Origin of the sequence: Pseudoalteromonas sp. APC 3694, from assembly GCF_030407565.1 — a bacterium.
Taxonomy (GTDB): Bacteria; Pseudomonadota; Gammaproteobacteria; order Enterobacterales; family Alteromonadaceae; genus Pseudoalteromonas; species Pseudoalteromonas tetraodonis.
Map to the genome: position 1 here is coordinate 1 of NZ_JASDDE010000054.1, position 26,530 is coordinate 26,530.

23 protein-coding genes are annotated in these 26,530 nt (G+C 40.6%); 10 read left to right on the plus strand and 13 right to left on the minus strand.

What is annotated here, in order from left to right; translation table 11 throughout:
- Positions 1-416 precede the first annotated feature (416 nt).
- The 4 genes from QMA00_RS15210 to nadK all read right to left on the minus strand — a co-directional run bounded on the left by QMA00_RS15210 (position 417) and on the right by nadK (position 4,049).
- The gene (locus QMA00_RS15210) at positions 417-734 is read right to left on the minus strand and encodes a hypothetical protein (protein ID WP_290157869.1); all 318 of its coding nucleotides are present in this window, start codon (positions 732-734) and stop codon (positions 417-419) included.
- A gap of 48 nt (positions 735-782) precedes the next feature.
- The gene (gene recN, locus QMA00_RS15215) at positions 783-2,456 is read right to left on the minus strand and encodes a DNA repair protein RecN (RefSeq protein ID WP_290157871.1); all 1,674 of its coding nucleotides are present in this window, start codon (positions 2,454-2,456) and stop codon (positions 783-785) included.
- 75 nt (positions 2,457-2,531) lie between these two features.
- The gene (locus tag QMA00_RS15220) at positions 2,532-3,089 is read right to left on the minus strand and encodes a hypothetical protein (protein ID WP_290157872.1); all 558 of its coding nucleotides are present in this window, start codon (positions 3,087-3,089) and stop codon (positions 2,532-2,534) included.
- A gap of 75 nt (positions 3,090-3,164) precedes the next feature.
- Positions 3,165-4,049 (minus strand): NAD(+) kinase, encoded by an 885-nt coding sequence (gene nadK, locus QMA00_RS15225; protein ID WP_076922469.1) that lies wholly within the window; start codon positions 4,047-4,049, stop codon positions 3,165-3,167.
- Positions 4,050-4,216: 167 nt separating this feature from the next.
- Between nadK and QMA00_RS15230 the strand changes: the two genes are divergently transcribed.
- Positions 4,217-5,182 carry an HrcA family transcriptional regulator gene (locus tag QMA00_RS15230; protein WP_076922470.1) on the plus strand — a complete coding sequence of 322 codons (966 nt, stop codon included), beginning with the start codon at positions 4,217-4,219 and terminating at the stop codon, positions 5,180-5,182.
- Between the two features lie 58 nt (positions 5,183-5,240).
- Positions 5,241-5,852, plus strand: coding sequence for a nucleotide exchange factor GrpE (gene grpE, locus QMA00_RS15235; protein WP_013465165.1), 612 nt, complete (start codon positions 5,241-5,243; stop codon positions 5,850-5,852).
- Between the two features lie 27 nt (positions 5,853-5,879).
- Here grpE and QMA00_RS15240 read toward each other — a convergent pair whose 3' ends face one another.
- A complete protein-coding gene (locus QMA00_RS15240) occupies positions 5,880-7,079 on the minus strand; it encodes a Bcr/CflA family efflux MFS transporter (protein WP_013465163.1) in 1,200 nt (399 codons plus the stop codon).
- 170 nt (positions 7,080-7,249) lie between these two features.
- Between QMA00_RS15240 and QMA00_RS15245 the strand changes: the two genes are divergently transcribed.
- On the plus strand, positions 7,250-8,047 hold the full coding sequence (locus QMA00_RS15245; protein WP_076922471.1) for a M48 family metallopeptidase: 798 nt from the start codon (positions 7,250-7,252) through the stop codon (positions 8,045-8,047).
- 105 nt (positions 8,048-8,152) lie between these two features.
- Here QMA00_RS15245 and QMA00_RS15250 read toward each other — a convergent pair whose 3' ends face one another.
- Both QMA00_RS15250 and QMA00_RS15255 read right to left on the minus strand, forming a co-directional pair.
- Positions 8,153-8,941 (minus strand): nucleoside-binding protein, encoded by a 789-nt coding sequence (locus QMA00_RS15250; protein WP_076922497.1) that lies wholly within the window; start codon positions 8,939-8,941, stop codon positions 8,153-8,155.
- Between the two features lie 118 nt (positions 8,942-9,059).
- Positions 9,060-10,373: a Na+/H+ antiporter NhaC family protein gene (locus tag QMA00_RS15255; protein ID WP_076922472.1), complete on the minus strand. Its 1,314-nt coding sequence runs from the start codon at positions 10,371-10,373 to the stop codon at positions 9,060-9,062.
- Positions 10,374-10,991: 618 nt separating this feature from the next.
- Here QMA00_RS15255 and dapB point away from each other — a divergent pair.
- From dapB to QMA00_RS15280, 5 genes are all read left to right on the plus strand, one after another.
- On the plus strand, positions 10,992-11,789 hold the full coding sequence (dapB, locus tag QMA00_RS15260) for a 4-hydroxy-tetrahydrodipicolinate reductase (RefSeq protein WP_008463955.1): 798 nt from the start codon (positions 10,992-10,994) through the stop codon (positions 11,787-11,789).
- 362 nt (positions 11,790-12,151) lie between these two features.
- Positions 12,152-13,288, plus strand: a complete 1,137-nt coding sequence (carA, locus tag QMA00_RS15265) for a glutamine-hydrolyzing carbamoyl-phosphate synthase small subunit (RefSeq protein ID WP_076922473.1) — start codon at positions 12,152-12,154, stop codon at positions 13,286-13,288.
- A 16-nt stretch (positions 13,289-13,304) separates the two neighbouring features.
- Positions 13,305-16,523 (plus strand): carbamoyl-phosphate synthase large subunit, encoded by a 3,219-nt coding sequence (carB, locus tag QMA00_RS15270; protein ID WP_076922474.1) that lies wholly within the window; start codon positions 13,305-13,307, stop codon positions 16,521-16,523.
- Positions 16,524-16,573: 50 nt separating this feature from the next.
- On the plus strand, positions 16,574-17,050 hold the full coding sequence (gene greA / locus QMA00_RS15275; protein WP_010388635.1) for a transcription elongation factor GreA: 477 nt from the start codon (positions 16,574-16,576) through the stop codon (positions 17,048-17,050).
- Between the two features lie 169 nt (positions 17,051-17,219).
- The gene (locus QMA00_RS15280) at positions 17,220-18,278 is read left to right on the plus strand and encodes a S66 peptidase family protein (RefSeq protein WP_076922475.1); all 1,059 of its coding nucleotides are present in this window, start codon (positions 17,220-17,222) and stop codon (positions 18,276-18,278) included.
- 44 nt (positions 18,279-18,322) lie between these two features.
- On the opposite strand, the gene QMA00_RS15285 is transcribed toward QMA00_RS15280, so the two are convergent.
- A complete protein-coding gene (locus QMA00_RS15285) occupies positions 18,323-18,979 on the minus strand; it encodes a nitroreductase family protein (RefSeq protein ID WP_076922476.1) in 657 nt (218 codons plus the stop codon).
- 127 nt (positions 18,980-19,106) lie between these two features.
- On the opposite strand from QMA00_RS15285, the gene QMA00_RS15290 reads away from it, so the two are divergent.
- Positions 19,107-20,048 (plus strand): LysR family transcriptional regulator, encoded by a 942-nt coding sequence (locus QMA00_RS15290; RefSeq protein ID WP_076922477.1) that lies wholly within the window; start codon positions 19,107-19,109, stop codon positions 20,046-20,048.
- Between the two features lie 20 nt (positions 20,049-20,068).
- On the opposite strand, the gene QMA00_RS15295 is transcribed toward QMA00_RS15290, so the two are convergent.
- The 5 genes from QMA00_RS15295 to QMA00_RS15315 form a co-directional block, all read right to left on the minus strand.
- A complete protein-coding gene (locus QMA00_RS15295; RefSeq protein ID WP_076922478.1) occupies positions 20,069-20,959 on the minus strand; it encodes a dienelactone hydrolase family protein in 891 nt (296 codons plus the stop codon).
- Between the two features lie 101 nt (positions 20,960-21,060).
- On the minus strand, positions 21,061-21,348 hold the full coding sequence (locus QMA00_RS15300; RefSeq protein ID WP_076922479.1) for a hypothetical protein: 288 nt from the start codon (positions 21,346-21,348) through the stop codon (positions 21,061-21,063).
- Positions 21,341-21,517 (minus strand): hypothetical protein, encoded by a 177-nt coding sequence (locus QMA00_RS15305; RefSeq protein ID WP_175610051.1) that lies wholly within the window; start codon positions 21,515-21,517, stop codon positions 21,341-21,343. Before QMA00_RS15305 ends, QMA00_RS15300 begins: the two co-directional genes overlap by 8 nt.
- Before the next feature lie 141 nt (positions 21,518-21,658).
- Complete coding sequence (locus tag QMA00_RS15310; protein WP_076922480.1) at positions 21,659-24,808, minus strand: efflux RND transporter permease subunit; 3,150 nt, start codon at positions 24,806-24,808, stop codon at positions 21,659-21,661.
- Between the two features lie 3 nt (positions 24,809-24,811).
- The gene (locus QMA00_RS15315; RefSeq protein WP_076922481.1) at positions 24,812-25,987 is read right to left on the minus strand and encodes an efflux RND transporter periplasmic adaptor subunit; all 1,176 of its coding nucleotides are present in this window, start codon (positions 25,985-25,987) and stop codon (positions 24,812-24,814) included.
- A gap of 171 nt (positions 25,988-26,158) precedes the next feature.
- Here QMA00_RS15315 and QMA00_RS15320 point away from each other — a divergent pair, with 171 nt between their 5' ends.
- A complete protein-coding gene (locus QMA00_RS15320) occupies positions 26,159-26,422 on the plus strand; it encodes a YkgJ family cysteine cluster protein (RefSeq protein ID WP_041708812.1) in 264 nt (87 codons plus the stop codon).
- The last annotated feature ends 108 nt before the right edge of the window (positions 26,423-26,530 follow it).

The following is a 26,530-nucleotide window of genomic DNA, read 5'->3' on the forward strand; positions in this document are numbered from 1 at the left end:
ATTGTTCATCCCTGATATTTGCTAAATAATGACTAAAAAAACACTTATATCAATACTGAATTAATGTTTCTAAATTAAATATAAGTTATTTTTGTATAAAAATGCCTTGATTTTAATGCTAACAAGAACACATCAACTATTTTTAACACTATAAAAATAGTTGATGTCAAATCAAACAAATTGAAAGTAAATTGTAAAGATTAAAAAAGTAGGTCTGAAGGATGATGTGGCGCTCTCAGGAAAGCGCTAAAATTAAAATAAATTAAATAGTAGATTCTAATATTGCAATAGTTTGTTGATTCTTTGTATAAAGAATCAACAAACTTAGATTTGAGATTAATTATGCTAACCCAACAAAATAGTCATTAATTAAACGAGTCGAATTAATGCACTACTTGCTTTGCTTTATTAATCTTTCAATCCATCGAAAAGTGGTCAAGGTTTGGTTTTACTCTGGCTTGTCGGCGCTTCACGCTTTTATAACAAATAAAATTACAAACCAGTTGTAAGGCAATCACTAACCAGCTCAATGTTATTAACCCATTTATTGAGGTACTGCTAAAAACTAACGCAATGGCAATAACAACTTGGATTATGAGTGCCATATTTAAAAAACGATATAAGCCTTGTTTAAATTGTGTGTGTTTAAATTTACTAAACACGGCTAAAAGTATACTGATTATCAGTAGCAGCCAGTTAATTGCTAAGCCAAAATAAATGACCGTCGTTTGCATTAATGTATCCTCACCGTATCAAGGCAACGCACTATAAAGCGATTCACTTTATCCGTGCGCTTTTATAAGCTCTTTTGCATTTGCTTTAGCTGTTTTGCTAATGTTATCACCACCCAGTAATCGAGCAATCTCATTTACTCGACCATCTTTATTCAATGCCAGCATATGCGTAAATGTTTCACCGTCTGCAATTTCTTTGGCAACAAAAAACTGCTGATGAGCGCTACTGGCCACTTGCGGTAAATGGGTCACACAAATTACTTGCGTAGACTTACCTAGTTGGCGCAGTAGTTTACCAACAGCAGCAGCTGTTGGGCCAGAAATACCAACATCCACTTCATCAAATATAAGCGTAGGGGTCGTGACTTTTTGCGCAATAATAACCTGAATAGCTAAACTAATTCGTGATAGCTCCCCTCCTGAGGCTACTTTTGCTAAAGGTTGTAATGGTTGCCCTGGGTTTGTTGATACTAAAAACGATACATTATCAAAACCTAAGCTGTTTGGAGAGCGATCGGTATGTGCTGTAAGGGCTATTTCAAAAACGCCATTTTCCATAGATAAATTAGCCATGCTTTCGCTGATCAAGCCATTAAGTGTATTAGCGTATTGATGACGGCTAGCACTTAATTCCTCACTAGCCGTTTGATAATCTTCAAGAGCTGCTGCAATTTCACCTTCAAGCTGTTCGAGGCGTGAGCTGTTATTACTTATCGACTCAAGCTCTTGTGCAATAGTTTGATGAAATCCAACGAGCTCTTGGGGTTTTATATGGTGTTTTCTGGCTAAGTCCATTGCACCACTGAGTCTGTTTTCTACTTCAGTTAATCGCTGAGGATCCAAGTCGGCTTGTTCAGTGTAATTACGTACTTCTCGGCTTGCTTCTTCAACTTGAACAGCGGCTTCTGATAATAATGTTGCCACACTGGCTAAGCTTTCATCATACTGTGCAAGTTCAGTAAATTGTTGGGCGCTGTGCTGTAAAATGGAACACGCATTTTGTTCATCATTTTCATATAAATGCTGCAACTCGCGCTGGCAGACTTGCAATATAGTTTGGCTATTGCTGAGTTTATAATGTTCGGCTTCTATTTGCTCAAATTCATCTGCCTGCAATGCAAATTCATCAAGCTCTGCGACTTGATACTCCAATAGTTGCTTTTGTGCGGCTTGTTGCTGCTGCTGTTGTTCTAGCTGTTTAAATTCTTTTTGTAAGTCAGCAAATTGTTTATAACGCTGGCTTACAGCATTAACAAGATTATGATGGCCTGCATATGCATCGAGTAATTGTAGCTGATGCTCTGCCTTTAATAGGTGCTGGTGCGCATGTTGACCATGAATAGAAATTAAATATTGGCCTAGCTCTTTTAGTTGTGCAGCGGTAACTGGGCTGCCATTAATGTAGCTTTTACTGCGACCATTTTTACAAACAACTCGACGAAGTAAACATTCGTTGTCGTCGTTATTAAGCATGTTCTCTTTTAAAAAAGCATGAGCGAGTGGTAAATTGCTTAAATCAAATTGTGCACTTACCTCTGCTTTATCAGTACCTGGGCGCACAGCAGACGCTTCTGCTCGCTCTCCAAGACACAATGATAATGCATCAATGGCGATTGATTTACCTGCTCCCGTTTCACCGGTGATAGCGGTCATACCCGAATGCCATTCTGTGCTTAAATTACTTACGATTGCAAAATTTTTAATTTCTAAACCAATTAACATACTGTTCATCCATCCAGTGAATTAACTGTTAATTTATACAGTGTTTTGGTTTTTTGCAAATTAAATTTCTATATTTTAAGCAAGGCTGGACTCAATTAATGTTTTTTTTTCTTCATCAATAGGGAGGTTTTCATCGTTAAGGTCAATACTATCAACTGGTTGCGCTATGTCTTCAGTTTTTAACTTTAAAATTAGCGTAGGAAGGACTTCTTGATAAAAGTTTTTATTATATAAAATACCTTGAGCTGGTAACTCTGCTATAAAATATTGAGTGGTATCGGAAAAAGCTTGGCTGTTATTATTTTTATAGGTTTTTATTAGTTCTTCGTTAAGTATATTAATAAGTAAATCGCATAGCGACTCTAGCCTGTTTAAATTTTCATCAGTGTGTGGCTGTACCACAAAAAAATTACTGACAACGGCTTGAATTCGAGGAAGGTGTTTAGCACTAATGACTTTTGCATCAAGTAACTCGTTTAGTTTTATTTTTAAACGTGATTGAGTACTTGCTACGCGCTCGTTAAACAGCTTTTTCTTTGCTTCAATGGTTTTTTTTCGATTACTCTCAATTAGCAAGTAACTGCCAAGTAAAGTAATTAATAATAATAAAGCAAGAAATACTACATAACTCATTACTACTTTTTCCTGATGATATTTAAAACTTCTAGTCCAATATTTTGCGCTAAAGTTGCATATTTGGCAATAAAATTAGTATAACCGGCTACCCCAATTTAGCTTTTTACGTAGCACATTATAATAAGAATAATTTTTTGGGTGGATTAAGCGTAATTTTCTATCTGCTTTGCGAATAACGACCTCATCACCGGGTAATACGGCAAGTACAACATGGCTGTCGCAACTTACCTGTAAGCTATCGGTATTTTCTAAACTAAGCTTTAAACGTACTTCGTTATCGGCATCTACCACTAAAGGGCGACTTGATAAAGTATGTGGAAACATCGGAACCAGTGACATTGCATTAAGCTCTGGTGTTAAAATAGGCCCACCGCCCGATAAAGAGTATGCCGTTGAGCCTGTTGGAGTCGACACAATCAAACCGTCGGAGCGTTGAGAAAATACAAAGTCATCGTTTATAAAGGCTTCAAACTCAATCATATGTGCTACTTTATCAGCATGAAGCACTGCTTCGTTTACTGCAGAATTAGCGCTTTTAAGTTCGTTATGACGATACACTTCAACTTCTAATAAAAAACGTTTTTCTTCAATGTAATCGCCGCTGAGTACCTGTTCTAAGCTACCCTCAAACCCTTCTGGATTTAAATCGGTTAAAAAGCCTAAATTACCTCTATTTACACCAATTACGGCTATATCAAAGCGAGCAAGCACCCGTGCAGCACCCAGCATATTGCCATCGCCTCCAACCACAATCGCCAAGTCGGCACGCTCGCCTAAATCAACGAGCTTTACGAGTTTGTCGCTCGGTACATCACTAAGTTGACTCCCTGTACGTTTTTCAACAATCACCTCAAAGCCTAAAGCTAATAAAAACGTATGTAATCGTTGTAAAGTAGCGGCAGCATTAGGATGATTTGGCTTACCAATCAAGCCGATAGTGTTAAAGGGAGAGTCCATAATAAATACACTGAGAGTTCTAATATTTGTAGAGTAACCTAAAACAGAAGTGTTTGAAAACACAGATCTTAATAATAACCAGCGGATTTAATTAATTCACTGTAAAATTTAGATTTATTGTATTTTTTATACTTGAAATAATAATACTTAGCCCCGATATAACAGCTATGCGTAAAGATGTAGATAACATGAAACTAAACCCACGAGATCAGCAAATATTTGCCGCTGTTATGAGTATGTACTGTAATGGCGATGGCTTACCTGTGCCGTCAACAAAAATTGCAAAGCAAAAAGGTATGGCGGTATGCTCTGCCACTGTGCGTAACGCGATGGCGCGCCTTGAAAAAATAGGCTTGTTGTATTCACCACATACATCGGCTGGCCGAGTGCCAACCAATGATGGGTTTGACTATTGGTTTGATGAGTTTTTTACGCTCAATGATATTGCTAATTATTGGCAGCCTGAGCAGGCTGAGTTAGTTGAATTGGCACATGGCTTGAGTCAACGTTACCAAGTATGCTGTTGTGTGGGGCTACCTCAAGTTAGAACTCAACAGGTATTTAGAGTAGAAGTACTCGACTTTGACGCTAATAACTGGCTTATCTTACTTTTAGACAGAGTAGGGCAAAGCCATAATATTTGCATTAACAAGCCTGATGATCCTAGTGACGGCCAACGCTACGAGTTTGCCACTTGGCTTAACACTGTATTTAGCCAGCAAACGCTCATTGAAGGGCTATACAGAATGCAGGCAATGGCAAATACGGCACCGCGTAATTGTCATGACTCTTTAACTCAATGGACGCGTGAACTAAGCCAAAAATTAGGTTCAGATAACAGTATTGTGGTGGGCGAAAACTACCTTTATAAAAAAATAGATTGTGAGCAAAGTCTTAATATTGGTGTTTCATTTTTAAATTTTGTGGAAGATAAGCTCGCATTTAAAAACGGGGTCTCTATTCTCAGTGCTGAAAACTTACCTTTTAGCACCTGTGATGATCTCATTGTGATCACTGTGCCGTACTTTCAAAATCAGGAATATCAAAGTCGTTTTTGTGTTATTTGTCCGAAATCAGCGCAATTAGAGAAAATAATCCAAGAATTTAAATTATTAGAGCCATCGAGCTCTTGAATCTTTTTATTCAATCCCCATAATTACCGCAGTTGTAAAGAATTGGAGCGTATATTTTATGTCTGAGCAGACACAAAACCCAGAGCAAGAAGTAGAATTGAACGAAGAAGTGGCGCAAATGGAAGCCGACGTTGAGGCTGCAGTAGAAGCAGCAGAACAACACGCCGAGCAAGAGCAAAGCCCTGAAGCAGAAATTGCAATGTTATATGCTGAGTTAGAAGCGGCAAAACAAACCATTGCAGATCAGAAAGATAGCGTCGTTCGCGCTGCTGCTGACGTTGACAATATGCGTCGTCGTGCTGCACAAGATGTTGAGAAAGCACACAAATTTGCACTTGAAAAGTTTGCTAATGAATTACTCCCTGTTATAGATAACTTAGAGCGTGCTATTGAGTTCTCTGATAAAGAAAATGAAACGCTTAAGCCTTTGTTAGAAGGTATTGATATGACAGTAAAAAGCTTTAACGATGCAGTGGCTAAATTTGGCGTTGAAATTGTAAACCCACAAGGTGAGCAGTTTAACCCAGATTTTCATCAAGCAATGTCGATTCAGCCAAGTAATGATGTGACGCCTAATACTGTGTTAGCAGTAATGCAAAAAGGTTACACATTAAACGGTCGTTTATTACGTCCTGCAATGGTTATGGTATCAAAAGCAGCTGATGCTTAATTAAGTATACAATTAAAAAATGCCTCATTATGAGGCATTTTTTTTGTCTTTAAAATAATGAACTAACTGCACTAGGATAGTGAGTACAACTGCGCTGAACATTAAACTTGAAAATGGAACTGCACTTTGTGCATGCATTACCGCTAATATAGGGCCTACTAATGCGCCACTACCAAAACGTAAGGTGCCAATAACCGCCGTTGCAGTCCCTGTATTTTGCTCAAATTTCATCAAAATCAATGAATCTGCGTTACTTGCTATTATACCTAGGCTCATCATCAACGGAGCAATAGCCGCAACAATAAAGTAAAGTGACAAGTTTAATACGCTAAAGCTAAGTAATGCTGCGCCAGAGATAAAGCCACACATTAAGCCATAATAAAGCATTTTGCGTGAGCCAATACGTGGCACTACGCGAGTATTTAAAAAATTACCAAACATCAACGCCATTACATTAAAAGCGAATAACAGGCCAAACAATTGTTCTGATACTTTAAATAGGTCGAGGTAAATATAAGGGACGGACGTTAAAAAGCAAAAAAAGCCAAACGACACAAACATCGAGCTTAAAATATCGGCGCGGGCGTGCGTATTACTTAATACCACTTTATAACTTGAGAAGAATAATGCTAATCCTTTTCGCTCATTTTTAAATATCGGGATATCGATTAAGTAACGTTGCACAAAAAGTAAAATAACAAAGCTATAGGTCGCTAAAACAATAAAAATAGTCGACCATACCGAAAAACCTAAAATAACCGAGCCGATAGAGGGGGCAAGTAACGGCGCTATCATCATAATCATAGACACGTAAGACATACCTTTAGCAGTATTTTTTTGATATATATGCCTAATGATCCCAGGGACGACAACCGTAGCGGCCGCGCCTGTAAATGCCTGTACAGCTCTTAACAGCCAAAAAGTATGCACTTCAGTGGTAAATGCTAACGCCAGTGAACTTAAGCCAAATAAACTGAGACCTATCCGTGCCAGTTTACGCCTGCCAATTTGATCGGCTATGGGGCCAAAAAATAACATGCCCAATGCATAACCCGCTAAGTATATACTCAACGATATTTGAACATTTGGCATGCTGGTATTGAGATCATTGGCAATCACCAGCATCGCCGGTAAATACATATCAATGGCTAAAGGCGTGATCGCGACAATACTGGCTAATAAAGGCAATAAAATACGGGTATTAAAAGAAGAAGCCGAAGCACTCATTTAAAAACTCAAAACAACGAATATAGGCCCAGCATTATAGCAGGGCAATAGCCTTGGATAAACTTAGTTTGCCTGCTAACTTAATTGTTTAATTGCAAAAAGCAAAGATTTTAAACTAACACCGCGTTTGGTATTCTATACTTAGTAACAAACTTTTTTAGGGTAACACAATGAAAAAATTGGTTTTGATAGTTCTAGCCAGTGCAGTATTGGCAGGTTGTAAAACATCACCAACTGGGCGCACGCAAATTGCGTTTTACTCAGATCAGCAAATGACTCAAATGGGCACTGCCAGTTTTGCAGAGATAAAAAAAACGCAGCCGATAAATAAAGACCCAAAAGTAAACAGTTACGTCAATTGCATTGCTGAAAAAGTAGTGGCCGTGCTTCCTACAGAATATGCATCTCAAAATTGGGAAGTGGTGGTATTTGAAGATGAATCTGCAAACGCCTTTGCATTGCCTGGCGGTTATATTGGTGTACATACGGGGCTCTTAAAAATAGCCACAAATCAAGATCAGGTTGCCACTGTTTTGGGCCATGAAGTTGGACACGTGATTGCTGAGCATTCAAATGAACGGGTCTCACAAAGTTCTATTTTACAAACGGGTATGCAGCTGGGCAATGCGGCGCTTGAAATGGGTAACGTGCAATACCGTAATGAAATTATGCAAGGCCTTGGTTTAGGCGCTCAATATGGTGTGGTTTTACCCTTTAGTCGCTCACATGAGTCAGAGGCAGATACAATTGGTTTAGATCTTATGGCGCAAGCAGGGTTTAACCCTAAAGAGTCTGTAACGCTTTGGCAAAATATGAGCCAAGCGGGCAGTGGAGCTACGCCAGAGTTTTTATCAACTCACCCGGCACCAACGAGCCGTATTGCAAATTTACAATCGCAAATGAGTAAAGCGCTTAGCGAGCAAAAAACAGCTAAAGCACAAGGTAAAAATCCGCAGTGTAGGTTGTGATTTAAATAGTCGTTAGACAATTAAAAAAGCCTGTAGATTTAAACTGACAGGCTTTTCAATTATCATGTTACTAGAACCTAGAACCTAGAACCTAGAACCTAGAACCTAGAACGTCCATTCTAAATGAATTTGCGGTACTGATTCACTAACATCAGTACCAAATTTATTGTGCCAGTATTGCCATTCCATACCTAACAGTAAGGTATTTTCTTTCATTTCTAGCGCATGTCCCATATCCCATACAATAATAGGTTGGGCTAAAAACCAAGCACGCACATCGTTACCAAACTCATCTTTGCGTTCAGCAATGTACTCTGCATGGCCTTTTACGTTAAACTTTTGCGAGCCAATCATGAACGGGTAATCAAAGGCTACATCAAACATCCAGCTGTTAGTTTCAATGGGTGCACCGCCTTTTGCAACGCCTTCGCTATCATCAATGTATGCACTGATAAGGGTTGAAAAGAAATTAAAACCAGGCACATCCCAGCTTAATTTTACGCCTGGTAAATATTTAACCACTTTGGCATCGCCTGCAGCATTAATTCCCATGGTTAGGCCAACATCAACAAGCGCCCCTGACGCTACTTTTTCGTCCATTACCGCAGATAAACTAAGTGTAGAGTAACCTTCAAAATAAAAGTCTTGATCTTGAAAGCCATCATCGTTGCTGTCGGTACTGTAATCAATAAAGAAAAAGTTATCGCCATAATCATGCCCAGAAGCATGCTCAATTGAGTACACCGTGGTATTAGATTTTTGTTCAGTAAATGGGTTTTTATGACTGCCATTGTTAATATGAAGCGCCGTATTGCTCCAATTAGCAGCGGTAGCTGTTGAACTTAAGGCACACGCACTTAGTGCAACGAGAGGAAGTAAGTTTTTAATTTTCATAACCATATTTTATGTGACACGCTTAATATTACATTATAGCAAACACGGTTAATTTGTTAATTCTTTATTGTGATAAACAGTGCATTAGCACGCAGCTAATACACTGTAAAAAAGGAGATTATGCTTTATTGCGGCGCAAACAAATAACAGCAATAGCAGTAAAGGCTAAAATAAAGCAGTAGTAAGATGAGGTTGAAACATCCCACGGGCTAATTTTAAATGTAGCACCGAGTAATAATGCTTGTGCGCCATAAGGCAAAGACCCTTGGGTTACACAGGCAAAAATATCTAATAAACTGGCAGAACGTTTACCACTAATTTCGCCATCATCAGCCAGTTTTTTAGCAATAGGACCTGTCACAATAATAGACACGGTATTATTGGCAATACACATATTACTGGTGACAACTAATGCTGCGATCCCTAACTGATCGGCTACTTTACGGTGCCATTTGGCAATGACTTTAGTAATAGCTTGAATTTTTTGAGCGATGTAGTCGAGGCCGCCATTAATACGAATAAACTCAGAGAGGCCACCAATAAACATAGACAGTAAAAATATTTCCTGCATTTCACTAAAGCCTTTGTAAATATCTTTTACAAAGCTTGCACCTTCATAGCTGCCGGTAAAGCCCATTAATGCGGCAAACACAATACCGCTTAACAGCACGACAAACACATTAAAGCCCATTACCGCCAGGACTAAAATAAAGGCATACGGAAGTACTAATAAAATATCGTAGTCTTTGGTATCAACTACTTGTGCTGCAGGCGTTAAAAATAATAGCAATGCAATAGTGAGTATGGCGGCCGGAACAGCAATTTTAAGGTTTTCTTTAAACTTATCTCTCATTTCACAGCCTTGCGTACGCGTAGCAGCAATCGTGGTGTCAGAAATTATTGATAAGTTATCACCAAACATAGCACCAGATACAATGGTACCGGCCATTAAAGCAGGATCAATTCCTGTTTTAATAGATACTGCATAGGCAATTGGGCCAATAGCACCAATCGTTCCCATTGATGTGCCCATAGCAGTAGAAATAACCGCCGCTATTAAAAACAAACCAGGTAGTAGTAACGAAGGAGGAATAAGTGAAAGTCCGGCATTAACAACCGCATCCACACCGCCGGTAGCACCAGCAACCGCCGAAAAAGCACCCGCTAGTAAGTAAATAAGACACATGGTGATAATATTGTTATTACCTACGCCCTTTATAAAGGTTTCTACGCTTTGGTTGATGCTGGTTTTATTTAAAATAAAGGCTAAAACAATCGCGGGTAAAATAGCGACTGGTGCTGGGAGTTGATAAAACGCGTAATCAACCCCTTGAGATTGTAAATATAAGCCTGAGCCTAAAAAAATAGCAACAAAGGTGAGTAGGGGAAGCAAAGAAAATCTTGCTTTATTTTTATCAAATGATGGCTGCATCATAATCCTCGTTAATTATTCATAGCAATCGAAGTCGATTGATATATTAAACAGCCAAAGCATCCCTCTTTTAGCTGAATTTAGTTGTTTGTTTTACTATCTAACCAGATAAGTAACCCAACAGCGCCCGCAAGCCAAAGACCAAATCGGCGCAAAAAAAGAAGTTTAAATGTATAGATGGCTAAATGCAAAGGCTATCTGTTATTATTATGAGGGTCTGTTGATCTTTCAAGGTTAAATTTGCAGCAGTCTGTTTGGTATTTAGGCAAGGCAGAGCCTATGTGGTGTGGTTATTCCCCATAAATAGGCGATAACGCAGCATCAATGCCAAACAGGCGCTGCCCGAAGGGTTCTGCCTAGGAGCGATTTACTCTTTGTTGCCTACATGGATGTAGGTAAGGGGCGTGAGCAGGACGCGGAAGCTTTGCTCGGTTTTGACTTAGCCCACTAGGTTACAAACCTCGCGCCGCGATTAAACCGCCCCTAGTTTGAACAAATTTTAATCCGCAAAGGTCAACAGACCCTAAAATAATCGAAGCTTTTTTATAAGCTTTCCTGACTATTACATGAGTTTTAGATAAAATCTAGCTAACTAAAAAATACATAGGTTGTAAAAAGATGAATCGAGTAGGTGTGTTTGGTGCGAATGGCCGTATGGGACTGGCACTTGTAGAAGCAGCAACAATCAATAAAAATTCACAATTAGCGGCGGCCTATGTGCGCAGTCAGTCACCGTTATTAGACCTGCCAGTTAATCAGCTTAATAGCGCAGCGGCAAAAGAGATTAAGTTTAGCAGTGAACAGCAGGTTGAAAATGTAGATGTGCTTATAGACTTTACTTTGCCTGAAGGCATGAGAAATCATTTAAAAACAGCCGTTGAGCAAAAAACACCTATGGTAATTGGCACCACCGGCTTAACTCATGACGATATGGCGCTATTAACAGATGCCGCTAAACATATCCCTATTGTATTTGCGCGTAATTATAGCGTGGGCGTAAATTTACTGCTTAACTTAGTGCAAACGGCAGCGACAAAACTAGGCGATGATTTAGATATAGAAATTTTTGAAGCGCATCATCGCCATAAAATCGATGCGCCATCGGGTACAGCATTAGCTATTGGCGAGTCGATTGCACAGGCTAAAGGGTGGGATCATGATGAGGTTGCTGTTTATGATCGTAACAACATAGAGCAGGCCAAATCACAAAATGAAATTGGCTATTCGGTGCTAAGAGGCGGCGATATAGTAGGTGAACACACGGCCTACTTCGCTACAATGGGCGAAAGACTTGAATTAACCCATAAAGCAAGTTCTCGAATGACCTTCGCCCTAGGTGCTATAAGAGCTGCGCAGTGGTTGAAAAATAAACCAGCAGGACTTTATGATATGCAAGATGTGCTAGATTTAAAGTAGTTAAGTTCCTTTTTTAACGCTTTGAGGTGGTTTTTTGTTATAACCACTTATTTATTGCAATTTACTAATTAGCGTTAGACCTAAAAGCCAACTTCATGTAGAATGCAGCCAATTTGCCAAAAATTACTAAATGCGTGTTTCCAATTATACTCATATGGTTAGCAAAACCGGGGTTTGTGTGGGAATAAAAAGAGTTTTAGGCAAGAAAAATGAATGAAGGTTTAGTGGTTTACATCGGCATCATTTAAGACTGCGTAAAACAATTTAAGCTCACAGAAATCAGGTTTTGACCAATTATTTGGGTATTGGCGGGGTGTTAAGCAATTTGTTTACTCCCGTTTTTTACTGTTAGGAGGTTTAACTTGACTAAATCCGCTCTGTTAGTCCTAGAAGACGGCACAGTGTTTCGCGGTACTGCAATCGGCGCTGACGGCATGTCAGTCGGTGAAGTAGTATTCAATACGTCTATGACTGGTTATCAAGAAATTTTGACTGATCCATCGTACGCGGAACAAATCGTAACTTTGACGTACCCACATATCGGTAATACGGGTACCAACAGCGAAGACGAAGAAGCGAGTCATATTTGGGCTAAAGGCCTAGTGATCCGTGATTTGCCACTGCTAGCGAGTAATTTTCGTAACGAGCAATCGTTAGATGATTACTTAAAAGAACGTAATATTTTAGGTATTGCGGACATCGACACCAGAAAACTAACCCGTATTTTGCGTGACAAAGGCGCACAAAATGGCTGTATTGTTGCTGGTGACGAACTAGACGAGAAAAAAGCGCTCGAAGCCGCGCAAGCCTTCCCAGGCTTAAAAGGTATGGATTTAGCAAAAGTTGTCTCAACCAAGGAAAATTTTGAGTGGCGCGAATCAAGCTGGACATTAGGCGAGGGGTTTAAAACCTTACACGCTGATGATGAAAAGTTTCATGTTGTTGCCTACGACTTCGGTGTTAAACGTAATATTTTACGTATGCTTGTAGATCGTGGTTGTAAACTAACGGTTGTACCCGCACAAACCTCTGCCGCTGACGTACTAGCCTTAAACCCTGATGGTATTTTCTTATCAAATGGCCCTGGCGATCCTGAGCCATGTACTTATGCCATTGATGCAATTAAAACCTTTTTAGAAACCGATACGCCAATTTTTGGTATTTGTTTAGGGCATCAACTATTAGCGCTTGCCTCAGGTGCTAAAACAGTAAAAATGAAGTTTGGCCACCATGGTGGTAACCACCCAGTTAAAGATCTTGAACGCGATGTCGTAATGATCACCGCACAAAACCATGGTTTTGCTGCAGATGAAGCCACATTACCAGATAACCTACGTGCAACGCATAAATCGTTATTTGACGACACATTGCAAGGTATTCACCGTACAGATAAACCAGCATTTAGCTTCCAAGGTCACCCTGAAGCGAGTCCTGGTCCGCACGATGCAGCCCCATTATTTGACCACTTCATCGATTTGATGCAAGCGCGTAACCACTAATTTAACCGGAGTAATAATGCCAAAACGTACCGACATAAAAAGCATTCTTATCTTAGGCGCAGGCCCAATTGTAATTGGTCAAGCTTGTGAATTTGACTACTCTGGTGCTCAAGCGTGTAAAGCACTTAGAGAAGAAGGCTATCGAGTTATACTTGTTAACTCAAACCCTGCAACTATCATGACTGACCCAGAAATGGCCGATGCAACATACATCGAACCAATTCACTGGGAAGTGGTAGAAAAAATCATTGAAAAAGAAAAGCCAGATGCTGTCCTGCCTACAATGGGTGGCCAAACAGCATTAAACTGTGCGCTTGATTTAGACAAGCACGGTGTATTGGCAAAGCATGGTGTTGAGCTTATTGGCGCAACGGCGGATGCAATCGATAAAGCAGAAAACCGTGAGCGTTTTGATGTTGCTATGCGTAACATCGGCCTTGAATGTCCACGTGCTGAAATTGCCCATTCAATGGATGAAGCTCGCGATACTATGAGCCGTATCGGCTTACCGTGTATTATTCGTCCTTCTTTCACAATGGGCGGCACCGGTGGCGGTGTGGCTTACAACATGGAAGAGTTTGAAGAAATCTGTGAGCGCGGTTTAGACCTTTCACCAACCAGCGAGTTATTAATTGATGAATCGTTAATTGGTTGGAAAGAATACGAAATGGAAGTTGTTCGTGACAAAAAAGACAACTGCATCATCGTTTGTTCTATTGAAAACTTTGACCCAATGGGTGTGCACACAGGTGACTCAATCACGGTTGCACCAGCACAAACATTAACCGACAAAGAATACCAAATTATGCGTAATGCCTCTATGGCCGTATTGCGTGAAATTGGTGTTGAAACCGGCGGTTCAAACGTACAATTTGGTGTAAATCCAGTTGATGGCCGTATGGTTATCATCGAGATGAACCCGCGTGTATCACGTTCATCAGCGCTTGCATCTAAAGCAACAGGCTTCCCGATTGCTAAAATCGCAGCTAAGCTTGCTGTAGGTTACACGTTAGACGAGTTACAGAATGATATTACTGGCGGTAAAACACCAGCATCGTTTGAGCCTTCAATCGATTACGTGGTAACAAAAATTCCTCGCTTTAACTTTGAAAAATTTGCCGGTGCAAACGACCGTTTAACAACGCAAATGAAATCAGTGGGCGAAGTAATGGCGATTGGTCGTAACCAACAAGAGTCATTGCAAAAAGCATTACGTGGTTTAGAAGTAGGCGCAACGGGCTTTAACCCAATTGTGGCGCTTGACGACCCGAAAGCAAAAGAAAAAATCATTCGTGAATTACGTGAGCCTGGTGCAGAGCGTATTTGGTACATTGCCGATGCGATGCGCCATGGAATGAGCGTTGAAGATGTGTTCGAACTGACTAAGATTGACCCTTGGTACTTAGTACAAATTGAAGACATCCTAAAAGATGAAGCTAAAATTTCAGAAGTCGGTATGGCCGGCTTAAATGCAGACTTCTTGCGTAAACTTAAACGCAAAGGGTTTGCAGATCCGCGTATTGCAGAAATTGCTGGTGTATCAGAAGCTGAAATTCGTAAAAAGCGCCATCAACTCAATATTGTACCTGTTTACAAACGCGTTGATACGTGCGCCGCAGAATTTAGCTCAGACACTGCTTACATGTACTCATCTTACGATGAAGAATGTGAAGCTAACGCATCTGACCGTGATAAAATCATGGTAATTGGTGGCGGTCCTAACCGTATCGGCCAAGGTATTGAATTTGATTACTGTTGTGTACACGCAGCCCTTGCGCTTCGCGAAGACGGCTACGAGACCATCATGGTTAACTGTAACCCTGAAACGGTTTCTACCGATTACGATACGTCAGACCGTTTATACTTTGAGCCAATTACGCTTGAAGACGTACTAGAAATTGTACGTGTTGAAAAGCCAAAAGGCGTTATCGTTCAGTACGGTGGTCAAACACCACTTAAACTAGCGCGTGAGCTTGAAGCTAACGGTGTGCCTGTAATTGGTACTTCACCTGATGCCATTGACCGTGCAGAAGACCGTGAGCGTTTCCAACAACTTGTTGAGCGTTTGGATTTACTGCAGCCAGAAAATGCGACGGTTACCTCTACTGAAGAAGCACTACTTAAATCAGTTGAAATTGGTTTCCCACTGGTAGTACGTCCTTCGTACGTATTAGGTGGTCGTGCGATGGAAATTGTATACGATGAGCAAGACTTGCGTCGTTACATGACCGAAGCCGTATCTGCATCAAATGAAGCGCCAGTATTACTAGACCGTTTCTTAGATAACGCGATAGAAGTTGACGTTGACGCAATTTGCGACGGCGAGCAAGTGATTATTGGCGGCATCATGGAGCATATTGAACAAGCAGGCGTTCACTCTGGTGACTCAGCATGTTCATTACCAGCTCACTCGCTTACGCAAGAAGTGCAAGATGTGATGCGTAAGCAAGTAACTGATATGGCACTTGAACTTGGCGTAGTTGGTTTGATGAATACGCAGTTTGCGGTTAAAGATGGCAAAGTGTATCTTATCGAAGTAAACCCACGTGCAGCACGTACAGTTCCATTTGTATCTAAAGCAACGGGTGTAGCACTTGCAAAAGTAGCGGCGCGTTGTATGGCGGGTCAATCTTTAGCAAGCCAAGGCATTACTAAAGAAGTGATTCCACCTTACTACAGCGTAAAAGAAGTGGTATTGCCATTTGCTAAGTTCCAAGGTGTGGATCCTATCCGTGGACCTGAAATGCGCTCAACGGGTGAAGTAATGGGTGTTGGTGATACTTTCGCCGAAGCGTTTGCAAAAGCACAATTAGGTGCAAGCAACACTTTACCACGTGGTGGTCGCGCGTTACTATCTGTACGTAATAGCGATAAGCCACGTATTGTAGAACTAGCAAAAACTATGACAGACCTTGGTTTTGAGCTAGACGCAACAGGTGGGACAGCTGCTGCACTTGAAGATGCTGGAATTACGGTTCGCCGTGTAAATAAAGTATACGAAGGTCGTCCGCACATTCTTGATAGAATCAAAAATGGCGAGTATAGCTATATCGTTAATACCACCGAAGGTCGCCAAGCGATTGAAGATTCGAAGGTGTTACGTCGTGGTGCATTGCAGCACAAAACCAATTATACTACGACATTGAATGCGGCATTTGCTAACTGTACTGCTAACCAAGCAGATGACCGCAGTAAAGTGACGTCTGTTCAAGAACTACACCTGCGATTGAACTAAGGAAATGTGCCAAGGCCATAACCATGGCCTTGGGATTAAGTGAGAAAAGTATGCAATCAATTCCAATGACAGTTCGTGGCGCAAAATTATTGCGCGATGAGCTTAACGAATTAAAAACTGTTACCCGTCCAAAAATTGTATCTGATATTGCTGATGCACGTGAACACGGTGACTTAAAAGAAAATGCTGAGTATCACGCTGCGCGTGAGCAACAGGGTTTTTGTGAAGGCCGTATTCAAGAAATTGAAGCAAAACTTTCAAACATGCAGATGATTGACGTAACAAAGATGCCTAATACAGGTAAAGTGATTTTTGGGACTACAGTAACCATCGTTAATGTTGAAACCGACGCTGAAGTTAAATATCAGATTGTTGGCGATGATGAAGCAGATATTAAAAGTAATTTAATTTCTGTTAATTCACCAATTGCTCGCGGCTTAATTGGTAAACAAGCGGATGACGCTGTGATTATCAAAACGCCAAAAGGTGATGTAGAGTACGAAATCATTGAGGTTGAGTATATTTAATTAGTTAACTCACTTTAACGTTTTATAAAAACCAGTGCTTAGTAATAAGCACTGGTTTTTTTATGCTTGGTTTTTATATTTGGTTTAGAATCGGTTGAATATTATTCATTGTTTGTAAATGTAGGCTATGTTGTTATGGTAGTAACCTATTCTTCAATAAGGAAATAATATGGCAAATATACTGTATCCGGCACCTTTAACAGTGGGATCTAAAATCGCCGTGTGTTCTTTATCAGCGGGGATCAAATCAAAATACCATCCACGGTTAGATATTGTCATTAATGGCTTAAAACATCGAGGTTATCAGATTGTTGAGGGGGAGTTTTTACGTCAAAACGAGCCGCGAACTCAACTTACAGCTAAGCAGCATGCCAAGCAATTAATGGGCTTTTTATTAGATGATGAAATAGATGCGATCATGCCGCCAACGGGCGGAGAGCTGGCAATGGAAATATTGCCTCTGCTTGATTTTAGCGCAATTAAAAACGCTAAACCTAAATGGTTAGTGGGCTATTCAGATGTCAGTACGATTGCTTGTGCACTGACAGCAAAATGTAATTGGGCAACACTGCATAGCGCTAATTTAATTCAATTACACCCTGATGAAAAAGACCCGTATTGTTTACAAATTTTTGAAAGCCTAAGCTATGAGGCTAGCAGTGAGTTTGAGCAAGCCCCCTCGACTAACCATCAACATAGCAAGCCTGATTACGCACAAAACCCGAATGCATTATTTGATCACAGCGTTCCCACACAATGGCAATGTTTAAATTACACCGATAAGCGCAGTATTGAAATGTCAGGGCGGTTGTTTGGTGGGTGTCTTGATACGGTTGGGCTGTTACTTGATTCGCCTTTTTTAGCTCTGCATGAGTTTAAAAAGCACAATGCCTCGCAAGGTATTGTACTTTATTTAGAAAGCGCAGAGCTCACGCCAGCGACCGTTGCAAGGTTTTTATTGTCACTTAAATTAGCGGGCATGTTTGATGATATAAATGGGGTGATTATTGGTCGTCATGTGACCTTACAAGGGCAAGACCCAGGGTTTGATTATCGCCAAGGCTTAAATGCCGCTTTTGGTGGGTGTTTATTTCCGGTGATCATTGATGCTGATATTGGCCACATTCCTCCTAATTTAAACTTAGTTAATGGTGCATTATGCACTGTTACCGCAGATGTTGATCAAGGCAAAGTTATTAGTGCGTCTGTGGTCACAAAACTAGCCTAATAAAGTGAGCTGCTCACTAACAATTTAAAGTGAGCAGCTTTGACTTATAAAACCTGAATTACTTGTTTTTTGCTTAAACGTGATTTTGGCAGCTTAGCATTGTAGTCTTCTTCTGCATCATGGTAACCCAGCGCAAGTGCCACATCACAGATGTAGCCGTCTAATTCGCTTGCAAACTCTTCACCAATTAGCTGTGCATCAACGCCTTCCATCGGCGTGGTATCAATCCCTAAGCGTGCTGCTGCATGCATAGTATTGCCTAAAGCAATGTAGGTTTGTGCTTTGGTCCACGCGGCATTATTACCTTGCTCATCGGTATTTAAATCAACAAACGCAAAAGCGCCAAAAGCTTGCTCGCGGTTTTCTTTTTGAGTTCTGCCATTCTTTATATCGGCATCAATTACGTGTCCGTAATCTTCACGAGTATATTGCGGATTATGAGCAAATAAAATAATGTGCGACGCCGCTTTAATGTGTGGCTGATTAAATTGAAACTTATTAGCAAAGGTAGTGTGCATACGCTCTTTTGCGGCTTCAGATTCAATCACAATAAATTTCCAAGGCTGTGAATTAATTGACGAAGGAGAAAGACGCATCGCGTCATACAATACCGTTAAATCGTCTTGAGAAATGCGCTTTGTCGCGTCGTAACGTTTAGCAGTATGGCGGCTTTCAAGGTCGCGAATAATAGGGTGAGTCATAGTCTCTCCATAATAAAAAAGGGCTAATAAACAGTGTTCACTGAGTGTATGAGCAACATAATACAATTTGCTTTATTTAAAATAAACAGCATAATTATTGAATCATTATCAAATAAAAATAGATAATATGCAGATTGATGACTTAAAACTGATTTTAAAAGTAGCAGAGTGTCGAAGTATTACTTTAGCTGCTGCTAAGTTAGATATGCGCACAGCAACCGCCAGTGCGGCTATTAAGCGCGTAGAATCAGCCCTTGGCTGCGAATTATTTATTAGAACAACTCGCCATTTGCGTTTATCCAGTGCAGGGGAGCGGTACATACCCCAATGCGAACAAGCGCTGGCTGTACTTGAAACGGCAAGGCAAAACCTCAAAGGAGAACATGATGCTATTGAGGGAGAATTGCGGGTGGCTACTTCATCTGATTTAGGGCGCAACCTAGTGATCCCCTGGATTGATGAAATTATGGATAGGTACCCAAGTGTGAGCTTGCGTACGCACATTAGCGATAGCAATATCGATTTTTTTCGTGATTCGGTTGATATTGCACTGCGTTATGGCTCCCCAAGTGATAGCAGTGTTTATGGATTTAAAATTTGCAACGTACCGCGACTACTCTGTGCTACACCTACCTATTTAGCTAAATATGGTGAGCCAGAGCACCCTGATGATTTAGCGCAGCATCAAGGGTTATTTTATCAGCTGCAAGATATTATCAATAATGTATGGGAGTTTACCGATGGCCAAAAAAAATACAAAGTAAAAATGCAGGGCAGACGTGCCTCAAATGATGGCGATTTAGTCAGGCGTTGGTGTTTGGCAGGTAAAGGTTTAGCGGTTAAATCGGCGTTAGATATTGCTGATGACTTATTAAATAAACGCGTTGTTACTGTGATGCCTAACTATCAGCACACCCAAGGGGAGCTGTGGCTTATTTGCCCAAGCAGACAATCGATTACTCCCGCTGTACGACTACTACGCGATGTGTGCAGAGAAAAAACCGCTCACTTATTGAATCAGCTAGTAAAAGAGGGAATTGTTGATAAACGTGTATTAATTAACGAGTAACAAATACACGCTTAGTAATGTTAACTTAAGTGGTTATAAAAAAATGCTAATGTACGCTGCCATGCAAGTTCGGCATTTTTTTCATCGTAGCGGCCAGTTGAATCGTTATGAAAACCATGATTTGCGCCTTCGTACATGTGCATAGTGTAATCAACATTGTTTGATTTTAAGCTCTGCTCATATTCAGGCCATGTGGCGTTAACGCGTTTATCAAGCTCAGCTAACTGAATCATTAATGGCGCTTTAATGTTTTTATGTAAGCTTTCACTTGCAGATGTACCATAAAAGGGCACGCCCGAAGTCAATAAATTACTGTCTACGGCAGCTAAATAGTTAACAATATAGCCACCAAAACAAAAACCAACGGCACCTAATTTACCATTACTATTTGGATGCGCCTTCAAAAAATGCGCGGCGGCAACAAAATCATTTTGTATTTTAACGCGATCCATCGTGCGCTGCATGGCTCGACCTTCATCGTCGTTGCCTGGATAGTCACCCAGTGGGTATAACGCATCAGGTGCAAAAGCAATAAACCCGGCTTTAGCCAGTCGCCTTGCAACATCTTTTACATACGGATTTAAGCCGCGATTCTCGTGTACTACTAATACAACAGGTAGTTTGCCTTGTATATTTTTTGGAACCACTAAATAGCCTTTGCCCGAACCATGGCCATCAGGTGAATCAAATTCTTGGTAAGTGGCTTTTATGTCATCGTCGTTAAATGAGACTTGCTCGGCTTGTGCGTAATTAGGTAATAATGCACCTGTAAGCACCGTCATTGAAAAGCCCAATGCGGCTAAGCCACCAAGCTTTTTCATAAATGTGCGTCTATCAATTAAACCGTGAGCGTATTCGTCATACCAATCAAATGCTTCTTGAGGAATGTGTTTAGACTGAGGGGAATTCATAGTTGTGCCTTATTTATTATGATTATTAAATACCATAACGTAAAAGGCATAAAAAACGAGCAGTTTATTATGCTCATCATAGGATCTTTTTAATCACGCAATTAAACGTTGAACAGCATAGATAAAGCTAACCCAGTAATGAGTAATAAAAATCCGATAATTTGTGTTGCTATATCTCTTTTACGAACGAGAGTTTCCGCTATAGGGCTAGTTAGTTTACGAGTAAGAAAGTTTGCTGGGATTAAGCGAATGCTTGCAAAGCCCATAAAACTAAAGCCAAAGCCAATGAGGAAGCTCGAATAGGTGGAGTCAATAATGCCACCGATAAACGTGAATAAGGCGATTAAATAGAGTGATATACTTGGCCAATGTATTACTTTTTTATTCATAGTCAGTCCCTGATAATCCCTCATCAAACCCGAGTAAAAATTCTAACCCTACAAATGCAAAAGAAATAGTTATTGCACTCAATAGCATTAAATTACGGTTGTTCTTTTTGTAACCCAGAGTAGTCAATACGGCAAAGACGATAAATAAGATAAGCTGAAATGTGCCCATGGTTAATCCTTTAAGAGCAAAATTTAGAGTTAAATTACCAGTAGGGAGACAAACTGGCAAATAGTTGAATGCTATTTTATAACTATAAATAAAAAGCTCGGCATAATAATACCGAGCTTTTTGGTTGGGATTTTACTTAATTTAGTGATTCGTCGTTGCTGGTTGGCCATCGACTAGGGCATCTTTACCGCGCCATTTGCGGATCAGGCGTTTTGCATCTTCAAGCGCAACATACTGACACGGTATAAGAATAAGCGTTATTACCGTGGCAAACAGCACACCAAAAGCGAGCGATACCGCCATAGGTATTACAATTTTTGCTTGTAAGCTGGTTTCCATAATAATCGGCATGACCCCAATAAAGGTGGTGATTGAAGTTAGTAATATGGCTCTAAAGCGACGTGCACCGGCTTGCATTACCGCTTGTTTTATTGCCACACCTTCAGCACGCGCTTTGTTTACAAAATCTACCATCACGAGTGAGTCATTAACCACCACACCGGCTACCGCAATAATGCCAAACATCGATAAGCTGCTCATGGTCATACCTAGTGCCATGTGGCCAAACATGGCGCCAACCACACCAAATGGAATGACCGACATAATAATTAATGGTTGCGAGTAAGAGCGCAGAGGAATAGCCAATAATGCAAAAATTATGATCATCGATAGCGCAAAGTCACGTAATTGCTCATCAGCGCTATCCATTTCCTCTTGAATACGACCAGCCACATTACTTTGTACCCCTGGGTAGTTTTTAAGTAATGAAGGTAAGTACTCATCACGAATTTGTTGTGCAATGGCAAAGGGTTCTACTTGGTCAGTATTTACTGCAGCCCACACGTTTACTGTACGTTTTGAATTTTCACGGCGAATACGATTAACCCCATCAACTAATGAAATATTAGCAACTTCACTTAATGGTACTTCAGCGCCTGTGGGGGTGATAATACGTACGCTGTCGATATCGCTGATTGAGTTACGCTCATCTTCTGGGTAGCGGATCATCACTTTAATTTCTTCACCTTCGCGAAGAATACGTTGTGCTTCAAGACCATAATAACTAAAGCTTACTTGTGACGCCACATCGGCAAGGGTTAGCCCCATGCTGTAAGCAAGTGGTTTTAAATCTAGCTGTACTTCATCGGTGGCGCTTTGCATTGAGTCATTAACATCGCCTACGCCTTCCATACTTTGTAACTTGATTTTAAGTTTACCAGCGACTTCTTTAAGTACTTGTGCATTTTTACCTTCGAGTTTAAAGCTTACATCGCCATCGTCTCGACCCCCGTTCATAATACTGTCTTGAATGGTTAGGGTTTTAACACCCGGTAAGTTAGGCATTTGCTCGCGCCATAAGGCACTCAGTGCAAAGGTATCAATAGGGCGCAGGTCGGGTTCAACTAAAATAGCCATAATGTTTGCTTGCGTTCGCCCACGTAAGCTAACTGATAAATCGCGGATCATCGGTTTACCGTATTGCTCTTTGAGCTGATTATCAACGCTCAATATTAGCTGCTCTACTTTTTTAGCTGTCTCAAGCGTTGCTTGCTCAGAAGACGCTAAGTTCATTTCTATATCAATGCGTGGAAAATCGTGCGGTATTTTAGGATTAGGCACAAATTTAACTAAACCACCGGCAAACATTCCCGCACTGACAATCAGTAAACACATAAAACCGACAATTACGGTATAGCGATAATGAATGCAGCGACCAACAAACGGGGTGTAGTAGTTATCAACAAAACTTTTTAGGGCGTTATCCATTACTTTACGTGCACGGTGAAGCGGGTTTTTTGGATTTGGTTTACGGTCTTTCATTGCCGCAATATGTGCCGGCAAAATAAGTTTTGATTCAATTAGTGAGAAAATTAAACATAAAATAATCACCCCACCAATGGCTTTAGAAAAAGCCGCACCTGGACCTGTAGCAAGAGTTTGCGGTAAAAATGCCGCAATAGTGGTAAGTACGCCAAATGTTGCTGGCATTGCCACGCGCTTTACGCCGCGTACTACGTTATCGAGTGTATGGCCGTGTTTTTCTATTTCAGCACTAGCAGATTCGCCCACAACAATGGCGTCATCAACCACTATCCCAAGCACCAGTATAAAGGCAAATAACGAGGCTAAGTTAATGGTGACATCTAAAAAGCCAATTGGCATAAACAAAAAGGCACCTAAAAATGACACAGGTAAACCCATCATTACCCAAAAAGCTAAACGTAATGGTAAAAACAGCGCTAATACCAACATAACTAGTAAGCCACCCCAAATCATATTGTCGACCATCATATCGAGGCGACCTTCGAGGTAGTAAGTTAAATCAACAATAGGAGAGAGCTTAACACCTGCAGGCAGTTGCGATTCTTTTTCAGCCATATAGGTTTTAAGTACTTTAGCAACATCGGTAATATCTTGATCTTTAGAGGCGTTTACTTCAAACGACAATGAGTTTTTACCATTGTATTTTGAGTATTGCAGGCCTTCTTCAAAGCCATCATTTATAGTGGCAACGTCACCTAAATATACTTGCGCGCCATCGGCAAGGGTGATCAGTGGTAGTTTTGCAAACTCGCTACCACGGTAGGCTTGTTTCTCAACGCGCATTGAAATATAGCCATTTTCAGAGCGAATTTGCCCAGCTGACATATTGGCAGAAAAGCTTTGCACTGCACTGGCAATATCTCTAAACGTTAATCCATAAGCACGCAGTTTGTCTGGGCTTACTTCAATACCAATTTCGTAATTAAGGCCACCATTAAAGTTAACTAAATTAATATTAGGCAGTGCCTGAAGCTCATCTTTTATATCATTACCGAGCTCTTTAAGTTGGTAGTTACTCATGTCACCGTAAAGGGCAAGTATCATTACTTCTTGTTCGTATTTATCGCGACGAACAATAGGGCGCTCCATACCCGCAGGAAACGTATTGATTGAATCCACTTGTACTTTAATTTCATCGAGTACTTCTTGCGGATCAAACTGCTCTTCTATTTCAATCCATGCTTGTGAAGAGCCTCTATTGGAGTAGGTGATAAGGCGCTTTATTCCCTCTATACCCTCAAGGTTCTCCTCAACTTTTATAGTAATGCCTTCCTCAACCTCTTGCGGGGCTGCGCCAGGGTATACCGCAGAGACACTGATCCAGTTACTTTCAAATTGTGGAAACATTTGTTTGCGAATAGTAAACGCCGTTAAAATGCCACCAATAAGTATAAATATCATCAATAGATTTGCTGCAACAGGGTTGCGCGCAAACCATGCAATTAGGCCTTTTTCACGTGTAGACATAAGTTACTCCTGTTTCAATGCAAGTTGAGTAACGTCTGGGGTTGTTACAACGTCTTCAATTTTTACCGCCATTCCCTCGGTAGGGTATTCAAGGGCAGAAGTAATTAGCTGTTCACCTTCATTAAGCCCTTGGTCTGCGATCACCATGCCGTTTTGTTCACGTATAATGTTAAGAGTTTTAAACGACAGGGTTAAATCGTCATTTAATATCGCAATTTTATTTTCTTTGACTAAATGATGTGGCACAACAATGGCGTTATTAACTGCACGACCTTCTATGCTAGCGTTAACATAGGAGCCAAAACGCAATGGTTGAGTTTTGTTAGCATATGGGGTTGGTAATTGTGCTACTAAATAGCTCATACGGCTTTTTTGATCTATCACCCCTTCACTGCGTACCGCTTTAGCCTGCCATGTGGTTTCTTTGCCCGCGAACTGCGCACTAAATAACACTGTTGCACCAATACCGCCATTATTTAAATATTGCAGCTCTTTATCGGCAACCGGTAAACGTACTTCAGCGACCGAAGTGGCGCTGAGTGAGCCAAAGCTATTACCTGGATTTACAACAGAACCTAAACTAATGCTACGCGCGTTTATAATTGCATCGTAGGGGGCTTTAATATAAGTGCGTTCTAAATTACGTTTAGCACGTTTTACACTTGCTTGTGCTGAGCGATAACGCGCCATTTTCTCTGCTAATTGCGGCTTACGTAAATAAAGCGCAGAAGCGGTAATATCGCTTGAGTCTGCTTTAATTCGTTCCCATTCAGCTTTAGCAACATGCGCTTGTGCACGTTCAATCTCAAGCGCTGAACTTGCTTGGGCGAGCCCGGCCTCAGCTTCAATTAAATCAGCTTCGTAATCATTTGGGTCAATTCGTGCTAAAATATCCCCTTGCTTTACGAAGGCACCTTCAACAAATTGCCCTGCAACAGAAATAACTTGGCCACTTACCTGAGCAATGAGTTCAGTGCGGTCTTTAGGTTGCACAATACCGTACGATTTAACATCGAGAGTGATTGCATCAAGGTGAATAGGTTGTGCTGCAACCAATGGGCGAGTATCTTGTTCTGGTTTTTCTTCTGGTGGTTTTTTCATTGCTGAAAAGCCCGCTGCGAGGGCGATGCCACCAACAAGGACCGCGATAGGGAGTATTATTTGTTTTTTAGTCGCCACAGGGCATTCCTTCATAAATTGTGCTGATGAACTAATGATACGCAACAAAGTGTTTACAGTGTGTTTGAAGATGTAACAAGTCATTGCATAATGCGGTTGCAAATAGAACAAATCGCTCTGTTTGTATGCAAAGCAGCAACAATATAATTAAAATTTATTACTGAGGTTATAATGAAAACACAATCAATGGCGTGCCGTTTAGGCTGTGGAGCATGTTGTATTGCACCAAGTATTAGCTCGCCAATACCGGGTATGCCAAATGGTAAAAAGGCCGGAGAACGTTGTATTCAGCTGGATGAGCGTAATTTATGTAAGCTATTTGGTGATGAGTCGCGCCCAAAAGTGTGTAGTGATTTTAGCGCCACTTTAGATGTATGTGGAACGACTAATGAACAAGCATTAACGTTAATTACCGAATTAGAGCAATTAACCTAATTTATTGTATTAAATACACATATATTTACAATTTATACGCTTGAAAAGTGTTGATAACCTGAACTCCGGATAATAAATCCATCTCAAGCAGCTATTTTCAGCGCTAAC

Coding starts and splice junctions, on each gene's coding strand:
- QMA00_RS15250 (WP_076922497.1), bottom strand. CDS start 8,941: ATGAAAATTAAAAACTTACTTCCTCTCGTTGCACTAAGTGCGTGTGCC.
- QMA00_RS15295 (WP_076922478.1), bottom strand. CDS start 20,959: ATGAATTCCCCTCAGTCTAAACACATTCCTCAAGAAGCATTTGATTGG.
- nadK (WP_076922469.1), bottom strand. CDS start 4,049: ATGGACTCTCCCTTTAACACTATCGGCTTGATTGGTAAGCCAAATCAT.
- QMA00_RS15285 (WP_076922476.1), bottom strand. CDS start 18,979: ATGACTCACCCTATTATTCGCGACCTTGAAAGCCGCCATACTGCTAAA.
- QMA00_RS15210 (WP_290157869.1), bottom strand. CDS start 734: ATGCAAACGACGGTCATTTATTTTGGCTTAGCAATTAACTGGCTGCTA.
- recN (WP_290157871.1), bottom strand. CDS start 2,456: ATGTTAATTGGTTTAGAAATTAAAAATTTTGCAATCGTAAGTAATTTA.
- QMA00_RS15320 (WP_041708812.1), top strand. CDS start 26,159: ATGAAAACACAATCAATGGCGTGCCGTTTAGGCTGTGGAGCATGTTGT.
- QMA00_RS15290 (WP_076922477.1), top strand. CDS start 19,107: ATGCAGATTGATGACTTAAAACTGATTTTAAAAGTAGCAGAGTGTCGA.
- QMA00_RS15240 (WP_013465163.1), bottom strand. CDS start 7,079: ATGAGTGCTTCGGCTTCTTCTTTTAATACCCGTATTTTATTGCCTTTA.
- QMA00_RS15245 (WP_076922471.1), top strand. CDS start 7,250: ATGAAAAAATTGGTTTTGATAGTTCTAGCCAGTGCAGTATTGGCAGGT.
- QMA00_RS15255 (WP_076922472.1), bottom strand. CDS start 10,373: ATGCAGCCATCATTTGATAAAAATAAAGCAAGATTTTCTTTGCTTCCC.
- greA (WP_010388635.1), top strand. CDS start 16,574: ATGCAATCAATTCCAATGACAGTTCGTGGCGCAAAATTATTGCGCGAT.
- QMA00_RS15230 (WP_076922470.1), top strand. CDS start 4,217: ATGCGTAAAGATGTAGATAACATGAAACTAAACCCACGAGATCAGCAA.
- carB (WP_076922474.1), top strand. CDS start 13,305: ATGCCAAAACGTACCGACATAAAAAGCATTCTTATCTTAGGCGCAGGC.
- QMA00_RS15280 (WP_076922475.1), top strand. CDS start 17,220: ATGGCAAATATACTGTATCCGGCACCTTTAACAGTGGGATCTAAAATC.
- dapB (WP_008463955.1), top strand. CDS start 10,992: ATGAATCGAGTAGGTGTGTTTGGTGCGAATGGCCGTATGGGACTGGCA.
- QMA00_RS15220 (WP_290157872.1), bottom strand. CDS start 3,089: ATGAGTTATGTAGTATTTCTTGCTTTATTATTATTAATTACTTTACTT.
- QMA00_RS15305 (WP_175610051.1), bottom strand. CDS start 21,517: ATGGGCACATTTCAGCTTATCTTATTTATCGTCTTTGCCGTATTGACT.
- QMA00_RS15310 (WP_076922480.1), bottom strand. CDS start 24,808: ATGTCTACACGTGAAAAAGGCCTAATTGCATGGTTTGCGCGCAACCCT.
- grpE (WP_013465165.1), top strand. CDS start 5,241: ATGTCTGAGCAGACACAAAACCCAGAGCAAGAAGTAGAATTGAACGAA.
- QMA00_RS15300 (WP_076922479.1), bottom strand. CDS start 21,348: ATGAATAAAAAAGTAATACATTGGCCAAGTATATCACTCTATTTAATC.